A 17,076-nucleotide genomic window follows, 5' to 3' on the forward strand; every position below is an offset into this window, starting at 1 on the left:
ATATGGATACCAATTACGGCACACTGCACCAGCTTTTTGACGGAAACTTCCTTGATTACACCTCCTATGTGATCCGGGAGAGGGCGATTCCGGTCATCGACGACGGCTTAAAACCCGTCCAACGCAGAATTTTGCAGACCCTGCACAATATGGATGACGGGCGGTTCCATAAAGTCGCCAACGTGGTCGGAGACTGCATGAAGCTCCATCCCCACGGCGATGCGTCAATCTTTTCCGCCCTGGTCAACCTCGCCAACAAAGATTACCTGATCGACAAGCAGGGGAACTTCGGCAACATCTACACCGGAGACAATGCCTCGGCCGCGCGGTATATCGAGTGCAGATTGTCTCCTCTGGCCCGGGAAACCATGTTCAACCGGGATCTGACCGAGTTCGTCGATTCCTACGACGGCAGGATGAAGGAACCCGTTGCGCTGCCCGCCAAACTGCCGATGCTGCTCCTTACCGGAGTCGAAGGGATTGCGGTCGGCATGGCCACCAAAATCATGCCCCACAATTTCTGCGAACTGCTGGAAGCCCAGAAAAAAATCCTCCGGGGCGAAGAATTCGAGATTTTCCCTGATTTTCCCAGGGGAGGGCAGGTCGATGTCGGGGGCTACAATCAGGGGAACGGCCGGATCAAATGCCGGGCCAGAATCGAGGAAAAAGACGAGAAAACCATCACTATCAAGGAGCTGCCGCACTCGGTGAACACCGAATCCCTGATCGAAAGTGTTGAACGAGCGGCCCGTACCGGCAAGATCAAGATTCTCTCCATCAATGATTACACTGCGGAAGAAGTTGAGATCGAAATTAAACTGGCCAGAGGAATTTACGCTGCCGACACCATCCGCGCCCTCTATGCCTTTACCGATTGTGAAGTGCCCATCAGCCCGAATCTGACCGTCATCAGAGACAATCATCCTGTGACCATCGGGGTCAACGAGGTTCTCGAATACAACACCCGCAAACTGAAAATCGATCTTGAGAAAGAACTGCAGATCGATCTTGACCGGAACAAGGAAAAACTCCACGCCCATCTCCTTGAACAGATCTTTATTGAAGAACGCCTCTATAAAGACATCGAAGAATGTAAAACATACGAAGCGGTCCTCGTGACCATTGATGCCTCGCTGAAACCCTTCCGCAGCAAACTTGTTCGAGATGTGACCAGTGAAGATATCGAAAAACTCCTAGAGATCAGGATCAAAAGGATCTCGCGTTATGACATCAACAAGAAAAAGAAGGAGATTCAGGAGGTCAAAAGCCGGATCGACGAGATTGTCAAAAGCCTCAAGGATATGACAGGTTTTACCATCCGGTATATTGATGACCTGCTTGACAAATATGGCTCCCTGTATCCTCGGCGGACTGAAATATGTACTTTCTCCGAGGTTGAAGTGCGCAAGGTGGCTTTGTCAAACCTGCAGGTGGGTTATGACCGGGACAGCGGCTTTCTCGGCTCCCAGGTGAAAGCCCCCGAAGAGGACACCTTTGCCTGCTCGGAATATGACAAGATCCTGCTGATCAGTCTGGATGGCGTCTATAAAGTAATCAACGTCTGTGAAAAAACTTTTGTCGGCAATGATCTGGCCTGGGTCGGCAAGGTTGATGAAAAACTGATCTTCAACGTTGTCTATCGGGACGGGGAGGAAAATCTCTCATACATCAAGAGATTCAGAATGCCGAAATTCATTCTCGAAAAGGAGTACCGGCTCTTTGCCGAGAACAGGAAGTCGAAGATCCTGTTTCTGAAAACCGGGGAGGGGGTCTGGGTCAGGACCCATTTTGCCCCGAACAAAAGGGCCAAGCAGAATTTCTCGGATTTCAATATGGACGAGTTCCTGATTAAAGGGGCGCCGGCCATCGGGAAACGAGTGTCCTCGCGAGTGGTCAGAAAGGTTGCTGAAACCAAGCCGAAAGAAAACGGCGGCCTCCCGGAGGATGGTGTTGAACAACCACCCGGACTTTTCGACGGCAGGAAAGAATAAGATCCGCCCTGATGGTTCCTGAAACATAAAAAAAGGCCCCTCGAAACTCTCGAAGGGCCTTTTTATTTGTGGTGAACGGAACTTCTATTCAAGATATGCCTTGAGGATCACAATATCCTTTCTGGGAACATCCCGGTGGCCGCCAACCGAGGTCGTCGGCGCCGAAACAATCTTGTCCGCCACGTCCATTCCTTCAACAACTCTGCCGAAGACGGCGTATCCGAAATTCTGGGGCTGGGTTCCCCGGTGATCGAGACTGACGTTGTCAACGACATTGATGAAGAACTGACTGGTCGCACTGTGAATATTGCTGGTTCTGGCCATGGACAGGGTGCCGCGTTTGTTCTTCAGACCATTGGTCGCTTCATTCGGTATCGGCCTGCCGGTATTTTTCTTCTTCAATCCCGGTTCAAATCCGCCCCCCTGGATCATGAAACCGGGAATGACCCGATGGAAGATGAGCCCGTCATAAAACCCCTGTTTGACATAGTTTCTGAAGTTGTCCGCCGACAGGGGCGCTTCCTTGTCGAAGAGTTCGATCTTCATGGTCCCCATGGTTGTCTCCATGACCACGTTCTTCCCGGCGGGATCGGTTTTCTGTTCCGCCGCTGCAGAAAGCGGCAACAGCAGGATCATCAGCATCAACACCACTCTGAAATGCATAAAAACCTCCTGAAGTCAGGCAATAAAAGCCAAAAGTTTGAAATTATGGAACAATTGTGATATAAGGGTCGAGAATCAGAAAACAAAGAAACTTATTTTGCCATTTAATTCAACAGGAATAACCGTAATCGGATAATCTTAAAGCCACCTTTCAGCAAAGAACCTTCTGAGAGAACTTCTGTTTGTGAGCAGAAGTTTTTTTAATCTAATTTTTCCGGAAAATATTATAGAATACCCTTATGAATGTTATGGACGAAACCATTGAACCGCTGTTTGAACCTTCTCAAGCCCTCCTGGGTGACGAGAAGAAAGAACCTGTGCCCTGTGTCGAACCGATCCGGTTCGGCAACATCGAAGTGGACGGCCTGAATGTTCAGGCCTGCCTTGCCGTAACTCTGTGTGCATTCCTGATTCTGATCTCTGTCCTCAGATTTTCGCCTGCTGATTATTTTATGCAGCAGAATATCCAGGCTGTCAACCAGCCCCAGTATATTGATGTCGGATCCGGAGAGGAGCTTGTCCAGTCGCTTAAGGAAAACGGGCTCTGGGAAATCGACGAGCAGGACCGGGTGCCCCCCGTAATATTTTCCGGGTTCCCGGAAAGCATCAACAACCTGCATATTGAGGTCAAGAAGAAAAGCTTTCTTCATGCCATGGTTCCCGCCGCTCTGATCGCCCTCGCCGAGATTGAAAACGAGAAAAAAGCCCTGCAAAGTATCCTTGCCAGATTTCCTCAAGGTTTCAAGGAGCTGGTTTTTTCAGATGATTTTGCGGTCTGGGGGCGGGTTCTGACCATGGACGAAATAGAATTTGTCCTGATGCTGACCAGAAAATACCGGACAAACCGCGCAGCCGAACTCCACAAGAGGATCGATTTGATCCCGATCAGTCTGATCCTGGCGCAGGGGGCCATCGAGTCGTCCTGGGGCACCTCCCGTTTTGCCCAGCTGGGGAACAATCTCTTCGGCATCTGGACCTGGGGCGAAAAAGGAATTGTCCCAGCCGGGCGTGACGATGGCAAACAGCACAAGATTGCCACCTACGACACCATAATCGATTCGATCAGGGCCTATATCATCATGATCAACCGCCTGCCCGCCTATCGGAATTTCAGGGAGATCAGGAGCAAAACCAGCAACCCCATGAAACTTGCGGATGGCCTGTTATATTATTCGGAACGTCGCGATGCTTACGTCTGGGAAGTAAAAAATCTCATCAGATACAACAAATTGACTGCCTATGACGCACTGACCCTTGCCGATGCACCGGAGACACCTGTCATGATGAAGTCTTCGTTTATACTCGCCCGGTATGGCAAAAAGGCCGTCTGACCCATGGTCTCTTTCGATGCAAATGGCTGCTATGAACTCTCTGATATCTACCGGGGAATTCCTGTAAATTATCCCCCCCGGATTCACAAATACCTTGTTTTCTGTCTTGTTTTACTCTGCAGTCTTATCACCTTTTGCCCCTCCATCCCAAGTTATGCCTCTGAGCTGCATACTCCGGAAGTTACCGCTCTGATTTATCACCGTTTCGGTGAAGACAGATATCCTTCAACCAACGTTTCCATGGACAGATTCCGGGAGCAGATGGCGTATCTGCTTGCCCATCAGTATCAGGTGATCCCGTTGTCCCGGCTTGTGGATTCAATCATCGACAATAAACCCTTGCCCGACAAGTCGGTTGTCATCACCATCGACGACGGGTACCGCAGTGTTTATGAAAATGCCTGGCCCGTTCTTAAATCATTCGGTTTCCCGTTCACGGTTTTTATCTATGTGCAGGGGATTGATCGTGAATATCCCGATTACATGAACTGGGATCAGCTTAAAGAGATGCAGGAGAGCGGGGTTGATATCCAGGACCATGGATATGCCCATGAAAGACTGGTCAACCGGCCTGCCGGGCTCGATGATGCCGCATATCGAAGCTGGATCAGCGCCGATATGGTGAAAAGCTCGAGGATCATGATGGAAAAAATGGGCCGGAGACCCAGATTTTACGCGATTCCCTACGGGGAATACAATCTCCAGGTCATTGAGGAGGCGAAGAGCATTGGCTATGACGCGGTCTTTTCCCAGGATCCCGGGTCGATCAGCCGGTATACCGACCCCTATCTGATCCCCAGAGAGCCGATTCTCGGTGACAACTGGTCAACTGTCCGTCATTTTGAAGAGGTGTTGCAGCGGGTTGATTTACCGCTCAAGGATATTACCCCGACAGTAGGCAACCTCAACACCGTGCCGACCTCTTTTGGGGCAAGAATTCTTTCCCCAGGAAAATATGTTCAGTCGAGTTTCAATATTTATGTCAGTGAATTCGGCTGGATGCACCCGGAAGTTGTAGGAGATCTGGTCAGCGTAAAAAACGAAACGCCTTTGACCAAGCGGTTGAACAGGGTGATCGTCAAGGCACGGGAGAGGGAAAGCGGCAGGACCGCGATCCGCTCCTGGCTGCTTGTGAACAACTGACAGTTCAACCCTGATGGTCCGATCTGGCGGGCAGTTCTATAAACTCATTCACCCTTCGGGTATAAGTCTCGATGTCTCGCAAGCTCGCTTATCGGTACGAGCAGGTAAGCTGCTCAACTCAGCTATATCCATTTAGAAGTTTTGTGATTCTGGTCTTCAGCCAAAACTGAAACGGTTTGTTGAGAATCTCAGGGGCAACCATGCATCCCGATTCTCGCCGCACCCCCCCGTCTCGGGTCTCCTGCAGGTTTTCCCGAACTGATGGTGTGTACCCCACCGAAATAAACACTTCGCTCATCCCAGACATTCACCTGCCGGTATTCCCGCAGCTTTTCAATGGCGGACCGTTCATATCCCGGTTCAATCTGCAGGACACTGCCATCCCAGTGAATACGGGGCAGGTCAACTGCCTTTTGAACATCGAAACCGAAATCCAGAATATTACTCAACACCTGGGGAATCGCTGTCCGTATTCTCTTGCTGCCGCCGCTGCCGATCACCATTGCCACACCGGCCTCGCTCATGAGCAGAGATGGAGACATCATTGACGACACCCGCCGGCCTGGAGGACTGGCATGAAATCCCTGGGGATGAAGATCGTCCTCACCCATCATGTTGTTCAGCATGATCCCGGTTCCGGGAACAAAATAACCGGATCCTTCACCATTCGAAGTAGTCATTGATGCGTGGTTTCCCAAGCCATCGGACACGCTGATATGGGTTGTCCCCCGACTGAATTTCCTCAGCCTGCCGATTGCGGTGGTGAGCCAGCTGTCGGCGCTTTTAAAAGGATTGAAGACCGTTTCGTCCCGATGCAGATCAATTTCCTCCATGATTGCCGTCAAAGAGGCCAGGTGCAGGTTGCTCCCCCAATCCATTTCAGGAAAGGGAAGCGCTTCCATGAGTTTCAGGGTGGCTCCGATCAGGGTGCCGCCAAAAGAAGGAGGCGGATTGGTCAGAAGTGTGAAACCGCGATATTGTAAGGATAAAGGACGCCTTTCAATGACCTGGTATTCGGCAAGGTCCCGGGCGGTTAGAAGTCCATTTCCCCCGGCCATGTCTGCTTCGATGGCGGAAGCGATTGAACCGTTATAAAAACTTTCACCATGATCATCGGCCAGGGATTCAAGAAATCCGGCCAGATCTGGGTTATGAGTCATATCTCCTTCCTGAAGATAGCTGCCGTTTTTCACATACATTGACCGGCCGGTTTCCGAAAGGGTCATGATGGGGTGGAGGAGATCCATGAATTGTGACTGACGGTGGTTCAGCACCACCCCGTCGCGGGCAGCTCTCACCGCCGGTTGCAGAACCTTTGCCAGCGGCAATCGACCAAATCTTTTATGTACATGGAGAAACCCTTTCAGGTTTCCCGGAACTGCCACCGAACCCAGGCCGATATTGAAATCCTGGTCAGATCCGGAAAAACTGATCGTGACCGGGAAAAAATGGGGATCAAGAGCATTGCCGGCGAGACCTTTACCCGGGGTATCGGAAAAAAAATCAAAGAGAATCTCTTCTCCACCTGAGGTCCTGGCAAGAAGGAACCCCCCTCCACCGAGACTGGTCAGTGCCTGTTCGGCGATGGCTGCTGTAAATCCTGCAGCGACAACGCCATCAAAGGCATTGCCCCCCTCTTCCATAATTTCGATGGCGGCCTGGGAGGTGAGGGGATGCCCGCCGGCGACCATGGTTTTCCGTTGTCGGTTCAATTGAAAAAATCTCCGGCAAGTGTACGGATCACCTGGTGGTGATCCTTGCATCGATCATACACAGTTCTCATTTTCATGCTTCCGGTGCCGTGGACCAGAATCTCATAAATACCGTTCAATCTCGCGGAGGTTCCAAGCAGTTCGGAACTTTGACGAACTTTTGCCAGCAGGTCGACAATGGCTTCTCTGATCGTCAGAGGGACGGAAACCCTCTCCAGGTCGACATACCTCCCGTCAATTCCGTATCGGGCAGCCTGCCATTTGTTGTTGTTGATGATCTCCAGCCGGGGAAAGGTCGGCAGAAATGTCGTTTCCGCAAGGGTTTTGACCAGGGCCTGAATGAGTGCGGCAACAGCTGAAATCTCGGTAAAACGGACCGGAAGATCACATATCCGGATCTCGACGGTGCCGAAATCAGGATGGGGCCTGACATCCCACCAGATATCCCGGACATCGGTGATCAGGTGGGCCCGGTGCAGGTCGGTTATCAGTTCCCTGAAGCGGTCCCAGGTTCTGAAGGTATAGGGCAGACCGGAGCGGGAGAGCCCGTCAAGAAGCCGGGACCGATATGAGGCGTAGCCGGTATCGACATTGCCGAAATAAGGTGATGAAGTGGTCATGGCAAGAAGCAACGGCAAATAGGGGCGAATGGCGTCACAAACCCTGATCGCCGTTTCACCATCGGGGAGTCCGATATGGACATGCAGCCCCTGACTGATCATGCGCCTGCCGGCAATCTGCAATTCCGCCATCAATGCTGCGTAGCGCTCTCCAGGGGTCAGAAGCTGGTCCTGGTATCTGGCAAAGGGATGCAGGCTCGATGCAAAGAACATGCATCCGGACTGACCACAAAGATCGGTAAGAGACGCCAGCGATTCTCTCAGATCTTCTTCAACTTCATTAATATCTTCACAGACACCGGTTGCGACCTCCACCATCGATTGGATAAATTCCGGCTTGATCCTTTTTTGCATCATTTCCGGGACATTGTCCAGCACTCTCCCGGCTGCGGGCACCAGGTTCAGGGTGACAGGGTCGAGAAGCTGCAGCTCCAACTCAACGCCCATGGTGTATGATCTGCTGCCGATAAAATCCGGGACGAATACCATTTTGAAATCTCTCGTCGGATGCTTGCCTTGCCGTATGCTTCACACACCGGCTGATTGACTTTGGCGTACTTTATCAAACCTGCCAGCCGGGCAGATTAGGGAGTTGCCCCGGTTTCCACTACCTGCTCAATGTTCAGCAGGGTTTCAAAGGCGGCCCTGGCCATGAATGACGCTCCGATTGCCAGGGCTTTTTCATCAAAATCAAAACAGGGGCTGTGTGCCGGTGCATTAACAGGGCCTTCAAGGCCCCCGCCGAGTCGCACAAAGCAGCCGGGAACATCTTCAAGATAAAAAGAAAAGTCCTCACCGCCCATACTTGGATACGGCAAGCCCTTCACCCGGTCAGCGCCCACGGTTTTTTCTGCGGCAGACCGGGCCAGACGACAGATTTGCGGATCATTTTCTATCGGCGGGTACCCTTCAATAAAGAGTATTTCCGTTTTGGCGTTGTAAAGATCCTCCATGGCCCTGACCATTCTGGCCAGACCTTTTTTAATACTCTCCCTGACTCCTCGATCAGTGGTCCGGATGGTTCCCTCAAGAACGGCTTTATCAGCAATCACATTTGAGGCAGTCCCGCCGGAAAATTTACCAACGGTTATCACAGTCGGCAGTGAAGGATTGATCTCCCTGGAGACAAGGGTCTGGATCGACATGACCAGAAGACTTGCAACCACAATACTGTCAACGGTTTCATGAGGTTTGGCCGCGTGCCCGCCTTTGCCTCTGATCTCTATTCTGAAACCATCGGTGAAGGCACAGATCAGGCCAGGCTGGACCGCGATTTCACCGACCGCGAAATGCCGATCAAGATGACCGCCGATAATGGCTTTGACTCCCTCCAGGGCGCCATTTCGGATCATCATTCTAGCTCCGCCGCCATCTTCCTCCGCCGGTTGAAAGATCAGCCTGACCCGCCCCGGCAGATCCATCTCTTTCAACAGGGAGGCGGCTCCCAGGAGAATGGCGATATGACCGTCATGACCGCAGGCATGCATGACGCCGGGATTTTTTGATGAAAACACCAGCCCGGTGTTTTCATGCAGGGGGAGGGCATCCATATCCGCCCTTAAGGCGACGCACCGGGTATTTTCGCCATGTCCCACAGTGGCAAGGACACCGGAGCCACCGATTTCCGATCGGTAAGGGATCCCGAGTTCATCAAGTTTACTGCAGATAAAAGCTCCGGTCTGTTTTTCCTGGAAAGACAACTCCGGATACATATGAATGTGCCTCCGGATCTCGACCATCCAGGAGTACAAGGTGTCACTTACGGTAAAATATGACATGGCGGATATTCAGTTATTCAGTTTGAACGACACTTTAAAGTCGTCGTGAAGAGCTTCTGGTCACATACTAAGGGAATCCCCGGCAAAATGAAATAATAAGAGTCGGAAAATCATCCGTCCGTTCAAATCCGACCGGTTGGCAAGAACCGGGATAAACTGTTGGTTTGTTGCCGCTTTTGGGTTTATATTTCCGATCACAAATCAGAAATATAAACGGAACCCATACCCCATGATGGAAAAAGCAAAAAAACCGGTTGTCTCCCTGAATCACAAAATCATCATTGCCCTGTTCTTTGTGATTCTCTTCTATGCCGTTCTCGACAGCTTTCTGCATCATCGACTCATCACGCCGAATTTTACCGCCCTGGAGGAAAGAGATGCCAGGGCGAGCATCACCCGGTGTGTCTCCCATCTCAATGAGGATCTCGAAAGACTCGACAGACAGAATTACGAATGGTCCAACTGGGACGAGACCTATGATTTCGTCACAATCGGCAATCCCGACTTTGTCAAAAGAAACCTGGCGGGAACCTACCTCACCGATACCGATCTTGACTTCATGTACTTTCACGATGCAACGGGGCGGCTGGTCTGGGGTGAATTCCTTGATCCAATGAACAGCGGTCGGGATGTCGTCGTCCCGGAAGAGATAAACCGCGCACTTGGATTCTATATTTCAGGAAAGAACGGCAGAAAAGGGATTCATGGTCTGCTTGCCGACCGCAAAACACCGATTCTGCTTTCCATAAAACCGATTCTGAAATCGGATGGAAGCGGCGTCCAACAGGGTACTGTAACCATTGGCCGTTTCCTCGGCGAAGCGGCGCTTGAAAAGATTTCAAACGCAACACTGACAAAATTTTCTTTCATCCAGCTTGATTCTCCGGATTTCCCTGAAGACCTCAAACCTTTGCCGAATGCCATTTCCAACGAAAATCATTATGAGTTCAGGAGGAGTCGAGACACCCTTTCCATCTCCACCTTTTTCCCCGATATCTATGGGAAAACCGCCTTCCTGTTGTCCGTCTCCAATAATCGGGAAATTATTGCCCGGGCCCGGGATGCGGAAAAGAGCGCCTTTAATTCGGTGATGATCATCGGCCTGATCATTCTGGTTTCGACATTTATCCTGCTGAGAGTCATCGTCATTTCACCATTGAACAACCTGACCAGATATATCCGGCAACTCCAGGCGGAGGATTACAAAATCCCGGTCCCGATCAATATTCTCCACACAGATGAAATTGCCGTACTGGCATACGAATTCGACCGACTGGTCAACAAACTTTCTGAAAGCAGAAAGAAACTGCTGGTCCAGTCCTACTATGCAGGAATTGGTGAATCAAGTTCGCTGATCCTCCACAATATCAGAAATACGCTGAACCCCATTGTCGTCAATGTGGATCTTCTCAGGCTTGGATTACGAGAGATCTCAGTCGATCATCTCAAACAGGCGGTGAACGAATATACCAACCCAGAAACGAATCCCGAGCGACGAAAGGATATTGAAGAATACCTTCTTCTTTCAGCGGACAGGATTTCCGACTTTTTCAACAACATCCGGAAACGGCTTGACCAGATGATTGTCCAGTCCGGACGAATCGAAAGCCTGCTTGCCAGTCAGAAAAAATTCACGCACGTCAAACCCCCGATAGAGCAGATCCAGGTGCCTGAAGTTGTCAAAGATTCAATTGACAGACTTGATACGGCCGGTTTTCATAACATCACCATCAGGATTGATCCGGATCTGCATCAGTGCGGTATTTTAGAGGTGGAAAGAATATATCTGATGCAGGTTCTTGAACACTTGATAACGAACGCCGCCGAGGCCATCGAAGCCGGCGACGCAATTGATGGCAGAATTGAAATTTCAGGAAAACCGTTGGATAGTGATGGCCAGGAACGGATCCTACTGATGGTCATTGACAACGGGATTGGTATTGAGCGTGAGAAGATCTCTGAAATATTCCGGCGAGGGTATACTACCAAGGATAAAAAATCCGCCGGCACCGGTCTGCACTGGTGTGCCACAACAGTAAGTGCCATGCACGGCAGAATATGGGTAGACAGTAAAGGGAAAAACACCGGCACCTGCGTTTATCTGGAACTCCCCCGGTTCAGGGACCTTCAGTCATAACACCTGGTAAAGTCAGAGAGCAGACCTTCAGAATGAATATTTTCTCAAAAAGGTTGGCATGAAAGATAACAGAAAAAAAGCCCGGATACTTCTCGTCGATGACGAAGACCACATCCTCGAACTCTACAGGTATATTCTTACTGAAGATTGCGAAACCAATGGCGCTGCGGGAAGAATTGACGAGCTGGAAAAGAACCTGTTCGGCAATGAGGCGAACCCTTTTAAAATTGATGATTTTGCCCTGACCGTCTGTCACCAGGGGGATGAGGCCGTTCAGGCCGTGAAAATCGCTGATCAGGAAAATGACCCTTACGCAATTGCCTTTCTTGACATCCGCATGCCTCCGGGCCCCGATGGCCTCTGGACGGCTGAGCAGATACGGAAGATTGATCCCTACGTAATTGTCGTTCTCGTGACCGCATACGCCGATGTGACGGCAAATGATGTCTACCTGAAGGTACCCCCTCCCGGCAGGCTCCTCTATGTCCAAAAGCCGCTCCTGCATTTGGAAATACAGCAGATTGCGATGACCATGGCTGAAAAATGGCGTATGGAAAAACGGTTGATCGAATTGGGTGAGATAGTCTGAATTGGTTCCGGGAGAACTGTTTTGAACTCCGGTTGCAGAAAATTGAGAAGAAATGAGACTTGAAAAACAAGATGTTCCTGCCATGAAAACCAAAAAGGTTCTTAATCTGCTGGTTGTTGATGATGAGAAGGAGATTCACGATCTGTTCCGGGATATTCTCGGTGGAGAGAGCCCCCCTTCATTACATCGGGTCGATGAACTGGCCATGCGCCTTTTTAACGACAAACCGAAGCCTTCTGCTTCCGACTACAACGATTACTCTTATCATATTCATTGCTGCAGTCAGGGTGACGAAGCGGTGGCCCTGTTCCGTGAAACCTCTGCCAGGGGTGAGCGCTTCGCTGTCGCCTTTATCGATATGCGGATGCCTCCCGGGCCCGATGGCCTGTCGACCGCGGAACAGATCAGAGAACTTGATCCGGAAGTAAACATTGTTTTCGTTACCGCGTACACCGATGTTGATCCCTATGAAATCTCCGGCAGAATCCGACCCGCGGATAAATTTCTCTTTCTCCACAAACCGCTTCATCACCACGAAATAGTGCAGCTCGCCAGAGCACTCACCGCCAAATGGGTGGCGGAAAGAAGACTGAAGGAATTAAATCTCAACCTTGAAAGGGAAGTTGCGGAAAGAACGGCTGAAATCGCCGACATCAATACTGCCCTGAAAGTGCTGTTGAAACAGCGTGATGACGATATGAAGCGCATGGACCGGCTGATGGAAGAAACCGATGAAAAACTGCTCTTCAATGTCCAGGTTATGACCTCGCCTTCGATCAGCAGCCTGAAGGAGAGCGGCTTAAATAAGCGACAGATGGAACTTGTTGAAATAATTGAAAATAATCTTGAAGAGATTGTGTCTCCAACCATGAAGAGAATGTCCCAGAAAGGGGTGAATTTTACCGCCTCCGAACTGAATATTGCCAACCTCATCAAACAGGGAAAAACAACCAAAGAGATCGCTTACATTTTGAATCTCGGCACCAGAACAGTGGAGTTTCACAGGGCGAACATCCGCAAGAAGCTTGAATTGACTCATGAGAAGGAGAACCTGAAATCAATCCTTCTTTCCATGAATTAAACGCACATCTGCCTTTGCAAGCCAGACATCACGATCCCCTGGATCAGGGATTCTGAAAACAAAAAAACATGACAATCAGATCGCGCATAATCACTACCTTTATCATCATTTTTTCAATGACCATTCTGGATTTGGTCTCACAAAAAATCATGATCCATAAAGGCGAGATCTTGAATGAAGGGCTTGACCACATCAATCTCGAACTCGTTGCCCTGTTGGCCCTTGAAAATGCTGTCAACAAAGAGAACAGGATTGTAAACAGCATTGTGGTCGCATCATCCGGTGAGCCGGCGGATTTCTCTCTTCTTTCAAAACAGCTGTCCGCCGCTTTTAATGATATCTGGGCGATCAACAAGCGATATCATGTCCCTGAACTTTTTGCCGGTTTCGAGGAAGCGGAACAGGATGAGAAAGGGCTCGAATATCTTCTCAAGGAGAAACAAAAGCAGCTGCAGCAGGGCCAGGAGCATTTGAATTCACTTCTTGCCGCCGGCAGTTTCTCTGAAGCAGTGGCTTTCAAAAAGAATTTTTATGTCAATGAACTCGGCGGAGAATTTGTTAAAATCATTGACAACTGGATCATTCAGGAAAAGAAGGAGCTCTCGGAATCCAAAAAAGAGCACGACCAGTATGTCCGGTTTCATATGACAATGATGAACAGCATCGGCTTTATCTTTATCACGATTCTCTTCTGGTTATCCTATTCGCTCAATAAAACGATCGGCAGCAGGCTGGATAAGCTGGTCGAGCATACCCGGTTGCTGGCAAAAGGAAATTTTCGAAAAAAAATCGAGATTTCAGGCAAGGATGAACTGGCCGGACTTGCCGTTTCCTTTAACGAAATGACAACCAAACTTGCCCGAACCCAGGACAGATTGCTCGAACAGTCCTATCAATCGGGCATGTCTGAAGTTGCGGCGGATATTCTTCACAATGTAAAAAACTCATTCTCCGGGATTACTTCCGGATGCGAGAAAATCAACACTCTCATCCGGAAATCCAGAACCGGGAACATCCGCAAGGCGGTCAAGGAATTGCTGGCCAGGAACGGAAAATGTTCCGACCCCAGCTACACGGAACTTCTCGAATACATCGATCTTGCAACCGAGACCACTGAACAGCAATTTGAAAAAATCCAGGTTGCAAACAAACAGATTGAGTCGACGGCGTACATCATCAATTCTATTCTGACCGATCAGCACAGATATACCCAGGTTACCCATCCGGTCCAGTGGTGTGATCTGTACGAAATATTCAGTGAAACCCTGCCCCTGCTGAAACCGGCATGCAGAAACAAGGTGGAAATCGAAGTTGATCCGTTCCTGAAAGATTCCGGCGAAATACTCACCCACCGGATCGTGTTCATCCAGATTGTAACCAACATTCTGACCAATGGCATCGAATCAATCATGAGAAGCGGGATTGACAATGGGCTTCTCTCAATATCCGCATCCGTTGAAAAAGATTCCGGTTCAGAAATGATCCATCTGGTGTTCAAAGATAACGGGGAGGGAATCAAACCGGAACGGTTCGAATTGCTCTTCAAAAGAGGCCGCAGCAGCAAAAAAGATTCGGAACACAGCGGGCTTGGACTCCATTGGGTTGCCAATACCCTGTCCGGGATGGGAGGCAGAATTTATGCCGAAAGTGACGGCGCAGGGAAGGGGGCAACATTCCACCTGCTGGTTCCCAGGGCCTCCTCAAATGAAACAGCGGCTTTTGAACATGCATAGCGAAACGCATTCCCCGCAGCTCGAAGTCTGCGCTATCTGCTGCGGGGTTAGTGAGCGAATCTGATGTAAGTAACCTTCCATACGGAGATTCCCCGTGGCTCGAAGTCGCACGCCGTTTGCTATCTGCCGCGTGGAGCTTCAATAAGTGTCTGATTTTGTTGCTTTTTCTTGAAACATTCCTGCAGGCCATTCGTTTCCGGTTTCATTTGCACGAAAAAAACTACGGGGAAAAACCTGTTAGTAACATGGTGGTTTTCCAGTATTGATTCATTCATTGAATTGACAGTATATTGCAAGGCATCAAATGATACTTGTCCGGTCACAAACAACCGGACACACCTTGCGCACATATTTGCTGGCTCCAGGTATGTGTGCTTTCTGTCAGTATGGACACCTAATATCTGAATACTGACAGATGAAGTAAGGGGAAGAACGTTCTCTGGCTCTGGACTTCTTCCCTCTCTTTCCTTGTTGCTTACGGTTTGTCTATCCCCCGGCTTGTAAGCAGCAAGGATTCTTTTTTTTTTCACCTTCTGGTCAATAAAGCATCCCTCTTTCCCGAGGCATCTGCTTTCCCAAGACAACTGCACCGCTGTAATTGAAGCTCCCCGCAGCAGATAGCGCAGACTTCGAGCTGCGGGAATGCGTTTCGCGATGCATGTTCATTGGCAAAAAATCATATTTGGTGTTAAGGATTAGCATCATTATCAATCGGAACCGCTCTTTTTCCTATGGCATGCAAATGAGTTGTCGCTGGTGATTTTCAGAATGTTTTCCAGGGGATTGAAACCCGGCATTATTGTCAATCTTGTTCTGCTGATTACAGCAGCCATGTTGCTTGTTGATCTGGTAATGTTCGGCACCCTGCGACAGGAATTAATGAAATCCCGCCTTGTTTCCGGAACTGCATTAATGGTCATGGCGAGGCCGCTTCTTGCCGACAACACCGGAACCTTCAGCGCCCCATCTCTTGCCGAAGCCATGAAAGAGACGGAAGCCTCCTGTATCATGCTCGTCAACAGCAGCAGCGAAATTGTCTCCATCTCCGGGAGGGATTGCAGCGCAAGTTCTGCCCTGCAGTCCCAGGCACATAAATCCCTGGTCACCGGTCTGCCGGGTTCTTCATTGATCGGCAAAACATGGGGCATACTCTGGCCCGGAAGCAAGAGTATGGTTGTTTCCTCTCCTTTTAAAGACTCCGGAAATCTCCTCAAATCTGTCGCGGTCGAACTTTCTCTTCGTTCCTATTACGAAGCCCTTCGGAATTCCCAGCGGGTCTTTGCCGTTTATTTCCTGATCAATCTGTTCGCCCTGACGCTGCTGGGTTTTCACAGGCTGTATCGTTCTCTTGTCAGACCGATTAACAGTCTGGTGAGCACTGCTGAAGAATTTGCCGACAACCAGGAATTTTCCTTTACCCAGAACACCAGGGAAAACGAATTCAATATCCTGTCCAGATCCCTCAATAAAATGCTCAACCGAATCAAGGACGACAGAAGCAAACTCCAGGAATCCATCCGCACCCTTGAGAAAACGAATACGGAACTGATGCAGGCCCAGCAGGAGGTCATCCGGGCCGAAAAACTTGCCTCGGTGGGAAGACTTTCCGCAGGGATCGCCCATGAAATCGGCAATCCGGTCGGGATCGTCATCGGTTATCTGGATCTGCTGAAGCAGAACGCTATTTCAGACGATCAGAAGAAAGACTTTCTGGCCAGAGCCGAAAAGGAAGTGAACAGGATCAATACCATTATCAGGCAGCTCCTTGATTTCGCAAGGTATCCCCAGGATGATGTTGCGGAAATCACCGACCTCAACAAGGTGATCAGTGAAGTGGCGGAGATCTGCAGCGTTCAGCCTCTCACCTCCGACATAGTGATCGCAACCGAACTGAAGGCATCCAGCAGCCTGGTGCCTGCCTCGGCCGGACAGCTTAAGCAGATATTTATCAATCTCCTGATCAATGGAGCTGATGCTATCCATGCAGCGGGAATCAGCGACGGCAGAATTGAAATAATCACCGATGATGCAACCCTTGAAAATGGAAGTATTCAGGCGGTCACCATCTCATTTCGTGATAACGGCCCCGGTGTTGAGCCGGAAAAGTTGCAGAATATTTTCGATCCGTTTTATACTACCAAGGAACCCGGCAAAGGCACCGGACTTGGGTTGTCCATCTGTTTCACCATGGTTGAAAACCTGGGTGGGACCATTTTCGCAGACTCCGGCAACGGCGGGATGACCATTACCATCACCTTGCCGGTCGTAAACCGGCCGCCTGCATCCTGATATGGAATT

The 17,076-nt window shown here is 49.9% G+C and carries 12 protein-coding genes; 8 read left to right on the forward strand and 4 right to left on the reverse strand.

Annotation, left to right across the window (positions count from 1 at the left end; translation table 11 throughout):
- Nucleotides 1–2: 2 nt before the first annotated feature.
- A complete protein-coding gene (locus tag KKG35_14575; protein MBU1739353.1) occupies nucleotides 3–1,991 on the forward strand; it encodes a DNA topoisomerase IV subunit A in 1,989 nt (662 codons plus the stop codon).
- Between the two features lie 84 nt (nucleotides 1,992–2,075).
- Here KKG35_14575 and KKG35_14580 read toward each other — a convergent pair whose 3' ends face one another.
- A complete protein-coding gene (locus tag KKG35_14580) occupies nucleotides 2,076–2,654 on the reverse strand; it encodes a peptidylprolyl isomerase (GenBank protein ID MBU1739354.1) in 579 nt (192 codons plus the stop codon).
- Nucleotides 2,655–2,902: 248 nt separating this feature from the next.
- Between KKG35_14580 and KKG35_14585 the strand changes: the two genes are divergently transcribed.
- Both KKG35_14585 and KKG35_14590 read left to right on the forward strand, forming a co-directional pair.
- Nucleotides 2,903–3,985: a glucosaminidase domain-containing protein gene (locus tag KKG35_14585; protein MBU1739355.1), complete on the forward strand. Its 1,083-nt coding sequence runs from the start codon at nucleotides 2,903–2,905 to the stop codon at nucleotides 3,983–3,985.
- A 3-nt stretch (nucleotides 3,986–3,988) separates the two neighbouring features.
- Nucleotides 3,989–5,128: a polysaccharide deacetylase family protein gene (locus KKG35_14590; GenBank protein MBU1739356.1), complete on the forward strand. Its 1,140-nt coding sequence runs from the start codon at nucleotides 3,989–3,991 to the stop codon at nucleotides 5,126–5,128.
- Nucleotides 5,129–5,316: 188 nt separating this feature from the next.
- Here KKG35_14590 and KKG35_14595 read toward each other — a convergent pair whose 3' ends face one another.
- From KKG35_14595 to KKG35_14605, 3 genes are all read right to left on the reverse strand, one after another.
- Nucleotides 5,317–6,840 (reverse strand): gamma-glutamyltransferase, encoded by a 1,524-nt coding sequence (locus tag KKG35_14595; protein MBU1739357.1) that lies wholly within the window; start codon nucleotides 6,838–6,840, stop codon nucleotides 5,317–5,319.
- Nucleotides 6,837–7,949, reverse strand: coding sequence for a YbdK family carboxylate-amine ligase (locus tag KKG35_14600; protein MBU1739358.1), 1,113 nt, complete (start codon nucleotides 7,947–7,949; stop codon nucleotides 6,837–6,839). The genes KKG35_14595 and KKG35_14600 overlap by 4 nt, the downstream gene beginning before the upstream one ends.
- A 95-nt stretch (nucleotides 7,950–8,044) precedes the next feature.
- The gene (locus KKG35_14605; protein MBU1739359.1) at nucleotides 8,045–9,238 is read right to left on the reverse strand and encodes an amidohydrolase; all 1,194 of its coding nucleotides are present in this window, start codon (nucleotides 9,236–9,238) and stop codon (nucleotides 8,045–8,047) included.
- 229 nt (nucleotides 9,239–9,467) lie between these two features.
- Between KKG35_14605 and KKG35_14610 the strand changes: the two genes are divergently transcribed.
- The 5 genes from KKG35_14610 to KKG35_14630 all read left to right on the forward strand — a co-directional run bounded on the left by KKG35_14610 (nucleotide 9,468) and on the right by KKG35_14630 (nucleotide 17,067).
- On the forward strand, nucleotides 9,468–11,375 hold the full coding sequence (locus tag KKG35_14610) for a hypothetical protein (protein ID MBU1739360.1): 1,908 nt from the start codon (nucleotides 9,468–9,470) through the stop codon (nucleotides 11,373–11,375).
- 58 nt (nucleotides 11,376–11,433) lie between these two features.
- Nucleotides 11,434–11,964 carry a hypothetical protein gene (locus tag KKG35_14615; protein MBU1739361.1) on the forward strand — a complete coding sequence of 177 codons (531 nt, stop codon included), beginning with the start codon at nucleotides 11,434–11,436 and terminating at the stop codon, nucleotides 11,962–11,964.
- A gap of 82 nt (nucleotides 11,965–12,046) precedes the next feature.
- A complete protein-coding gene (locus tag KKG35_14620; protein ID MBU1739362.1) occupies nucleotides 12,047–13,045 on the forward strand; it encodes a LuxR C-terminal-related transcriptional regulator in 999 nt (332 codons plus the stop codon).
- 116 nt (nucleotides 13,046–13,161) lie between these two features.
- On the forward strand, nucleotides 13,162–14,778 hold the full coding sequence (locus tag KKG35_14625; GenBank protein ID MBU1739363.1) for a HAMP domain-containing histidine kinase: 1,617 nt from the start codon (nucleotides 13,162–13,164) through the stop codon (nucleotides 14,776–14,778).
- A gap of 768 nt (nucleotides 14,779–15,546) precedes the next feature.
- Entirely contained in the window at nucleotides 15,547–17,067 is a 1,521-nt protein-coding gene (locus KKG35_14630; GenBank protein MBU1739364.1) for a HAMP domain-containing protein, read from the forward strand.
- Nucleotides 17,068–17,076: the final 9 nt, after the last annotated feature.

The sequence above is a fragment of the Pseudomonadota bacterium genome, from assembly GCA_018823285.1.
GTDB lineage: Bacteria > Desulfobacterota > Desulfobulbia > Desulfobulbales > JAGXFP01 > JAHJIQ01.

Bases quoted from the DNA above. Each gene is read 5' to 3' on its own strand.
- KKG35_14575 (MBU1739353.1), top strand. From the start codon at position 3: ATGGATACCAATTACGGCACACTGCACCAGCTTTTTGACGGAAACTTC.
- KKG35_14580 (MBU1739354.1), bottom strand. From the start codon at position 2,654: ATGCATTTCAGAGTGGTGTTGATGCTGATGATCCTGCTGTTGCCGCTT.
- KKG35_14585 (MBU1739355.1), top strand. From the start codon at position 2,903: ATGGACGAAACCATTGAACCGCTGTTTGAACCTTCTCAAGCCCTCCTG.
- KKG35_14590 (MBU1739356.1), top strand. From the start codon at position 3,989: ATGGTCTCTTTCGATGCAAATGGCTGCTATGAACTCTCTGATATCTAC.
- KKG35_14600 (MBU1739358.1), bottom strand. From the start codon at position 7,949: ATGGTATTCGTCCCGGATTTTATCGGCAGCAGATCATACACCATGGGC.
- KKG35_14605 (MBU1739359.1), bottom strand. From the start codon at position 9,238: ATGTCATATTTTACCGTAAGTGACACCTTGTACTCCTGGATGGTCGAG.
- KKG35_14610 (MBU1739360.1), top strand. From the start codon at position 9,468: ATGATGGAAAAAGCAAAAAAACCGGTTGTCTCCCTGAATCACAAAATC.
- KKG35_14615 (MBU1739361.1), top strand. From the start codon at position 11,434: ATGAAAGATAACAGAAAAAAAGCCCGGATACTTCTCGTCGATGACGAA.
- KKG35_14620 (MBU1739362.1), top strand. From the start codon at position 12,047: ATGAAAACCAAAAAGGTTCTTAATCTGCTGGTTGTTGATGATGAGAAG.
- KKG35_14625 (MBU1739363.1), top strand. From the start codon at position 13,162: ATGACCATTCTGGATTTGGTCTCACAAAAAATCATGATCCATAAAGGC.
- KKG35_14630 (MBU1739364.1), top strand. From the start codon at position 15,547: ATGTTTTCCAGGGGATTGAAACCCGGCATTATTGTCAATCTTGTTCTG.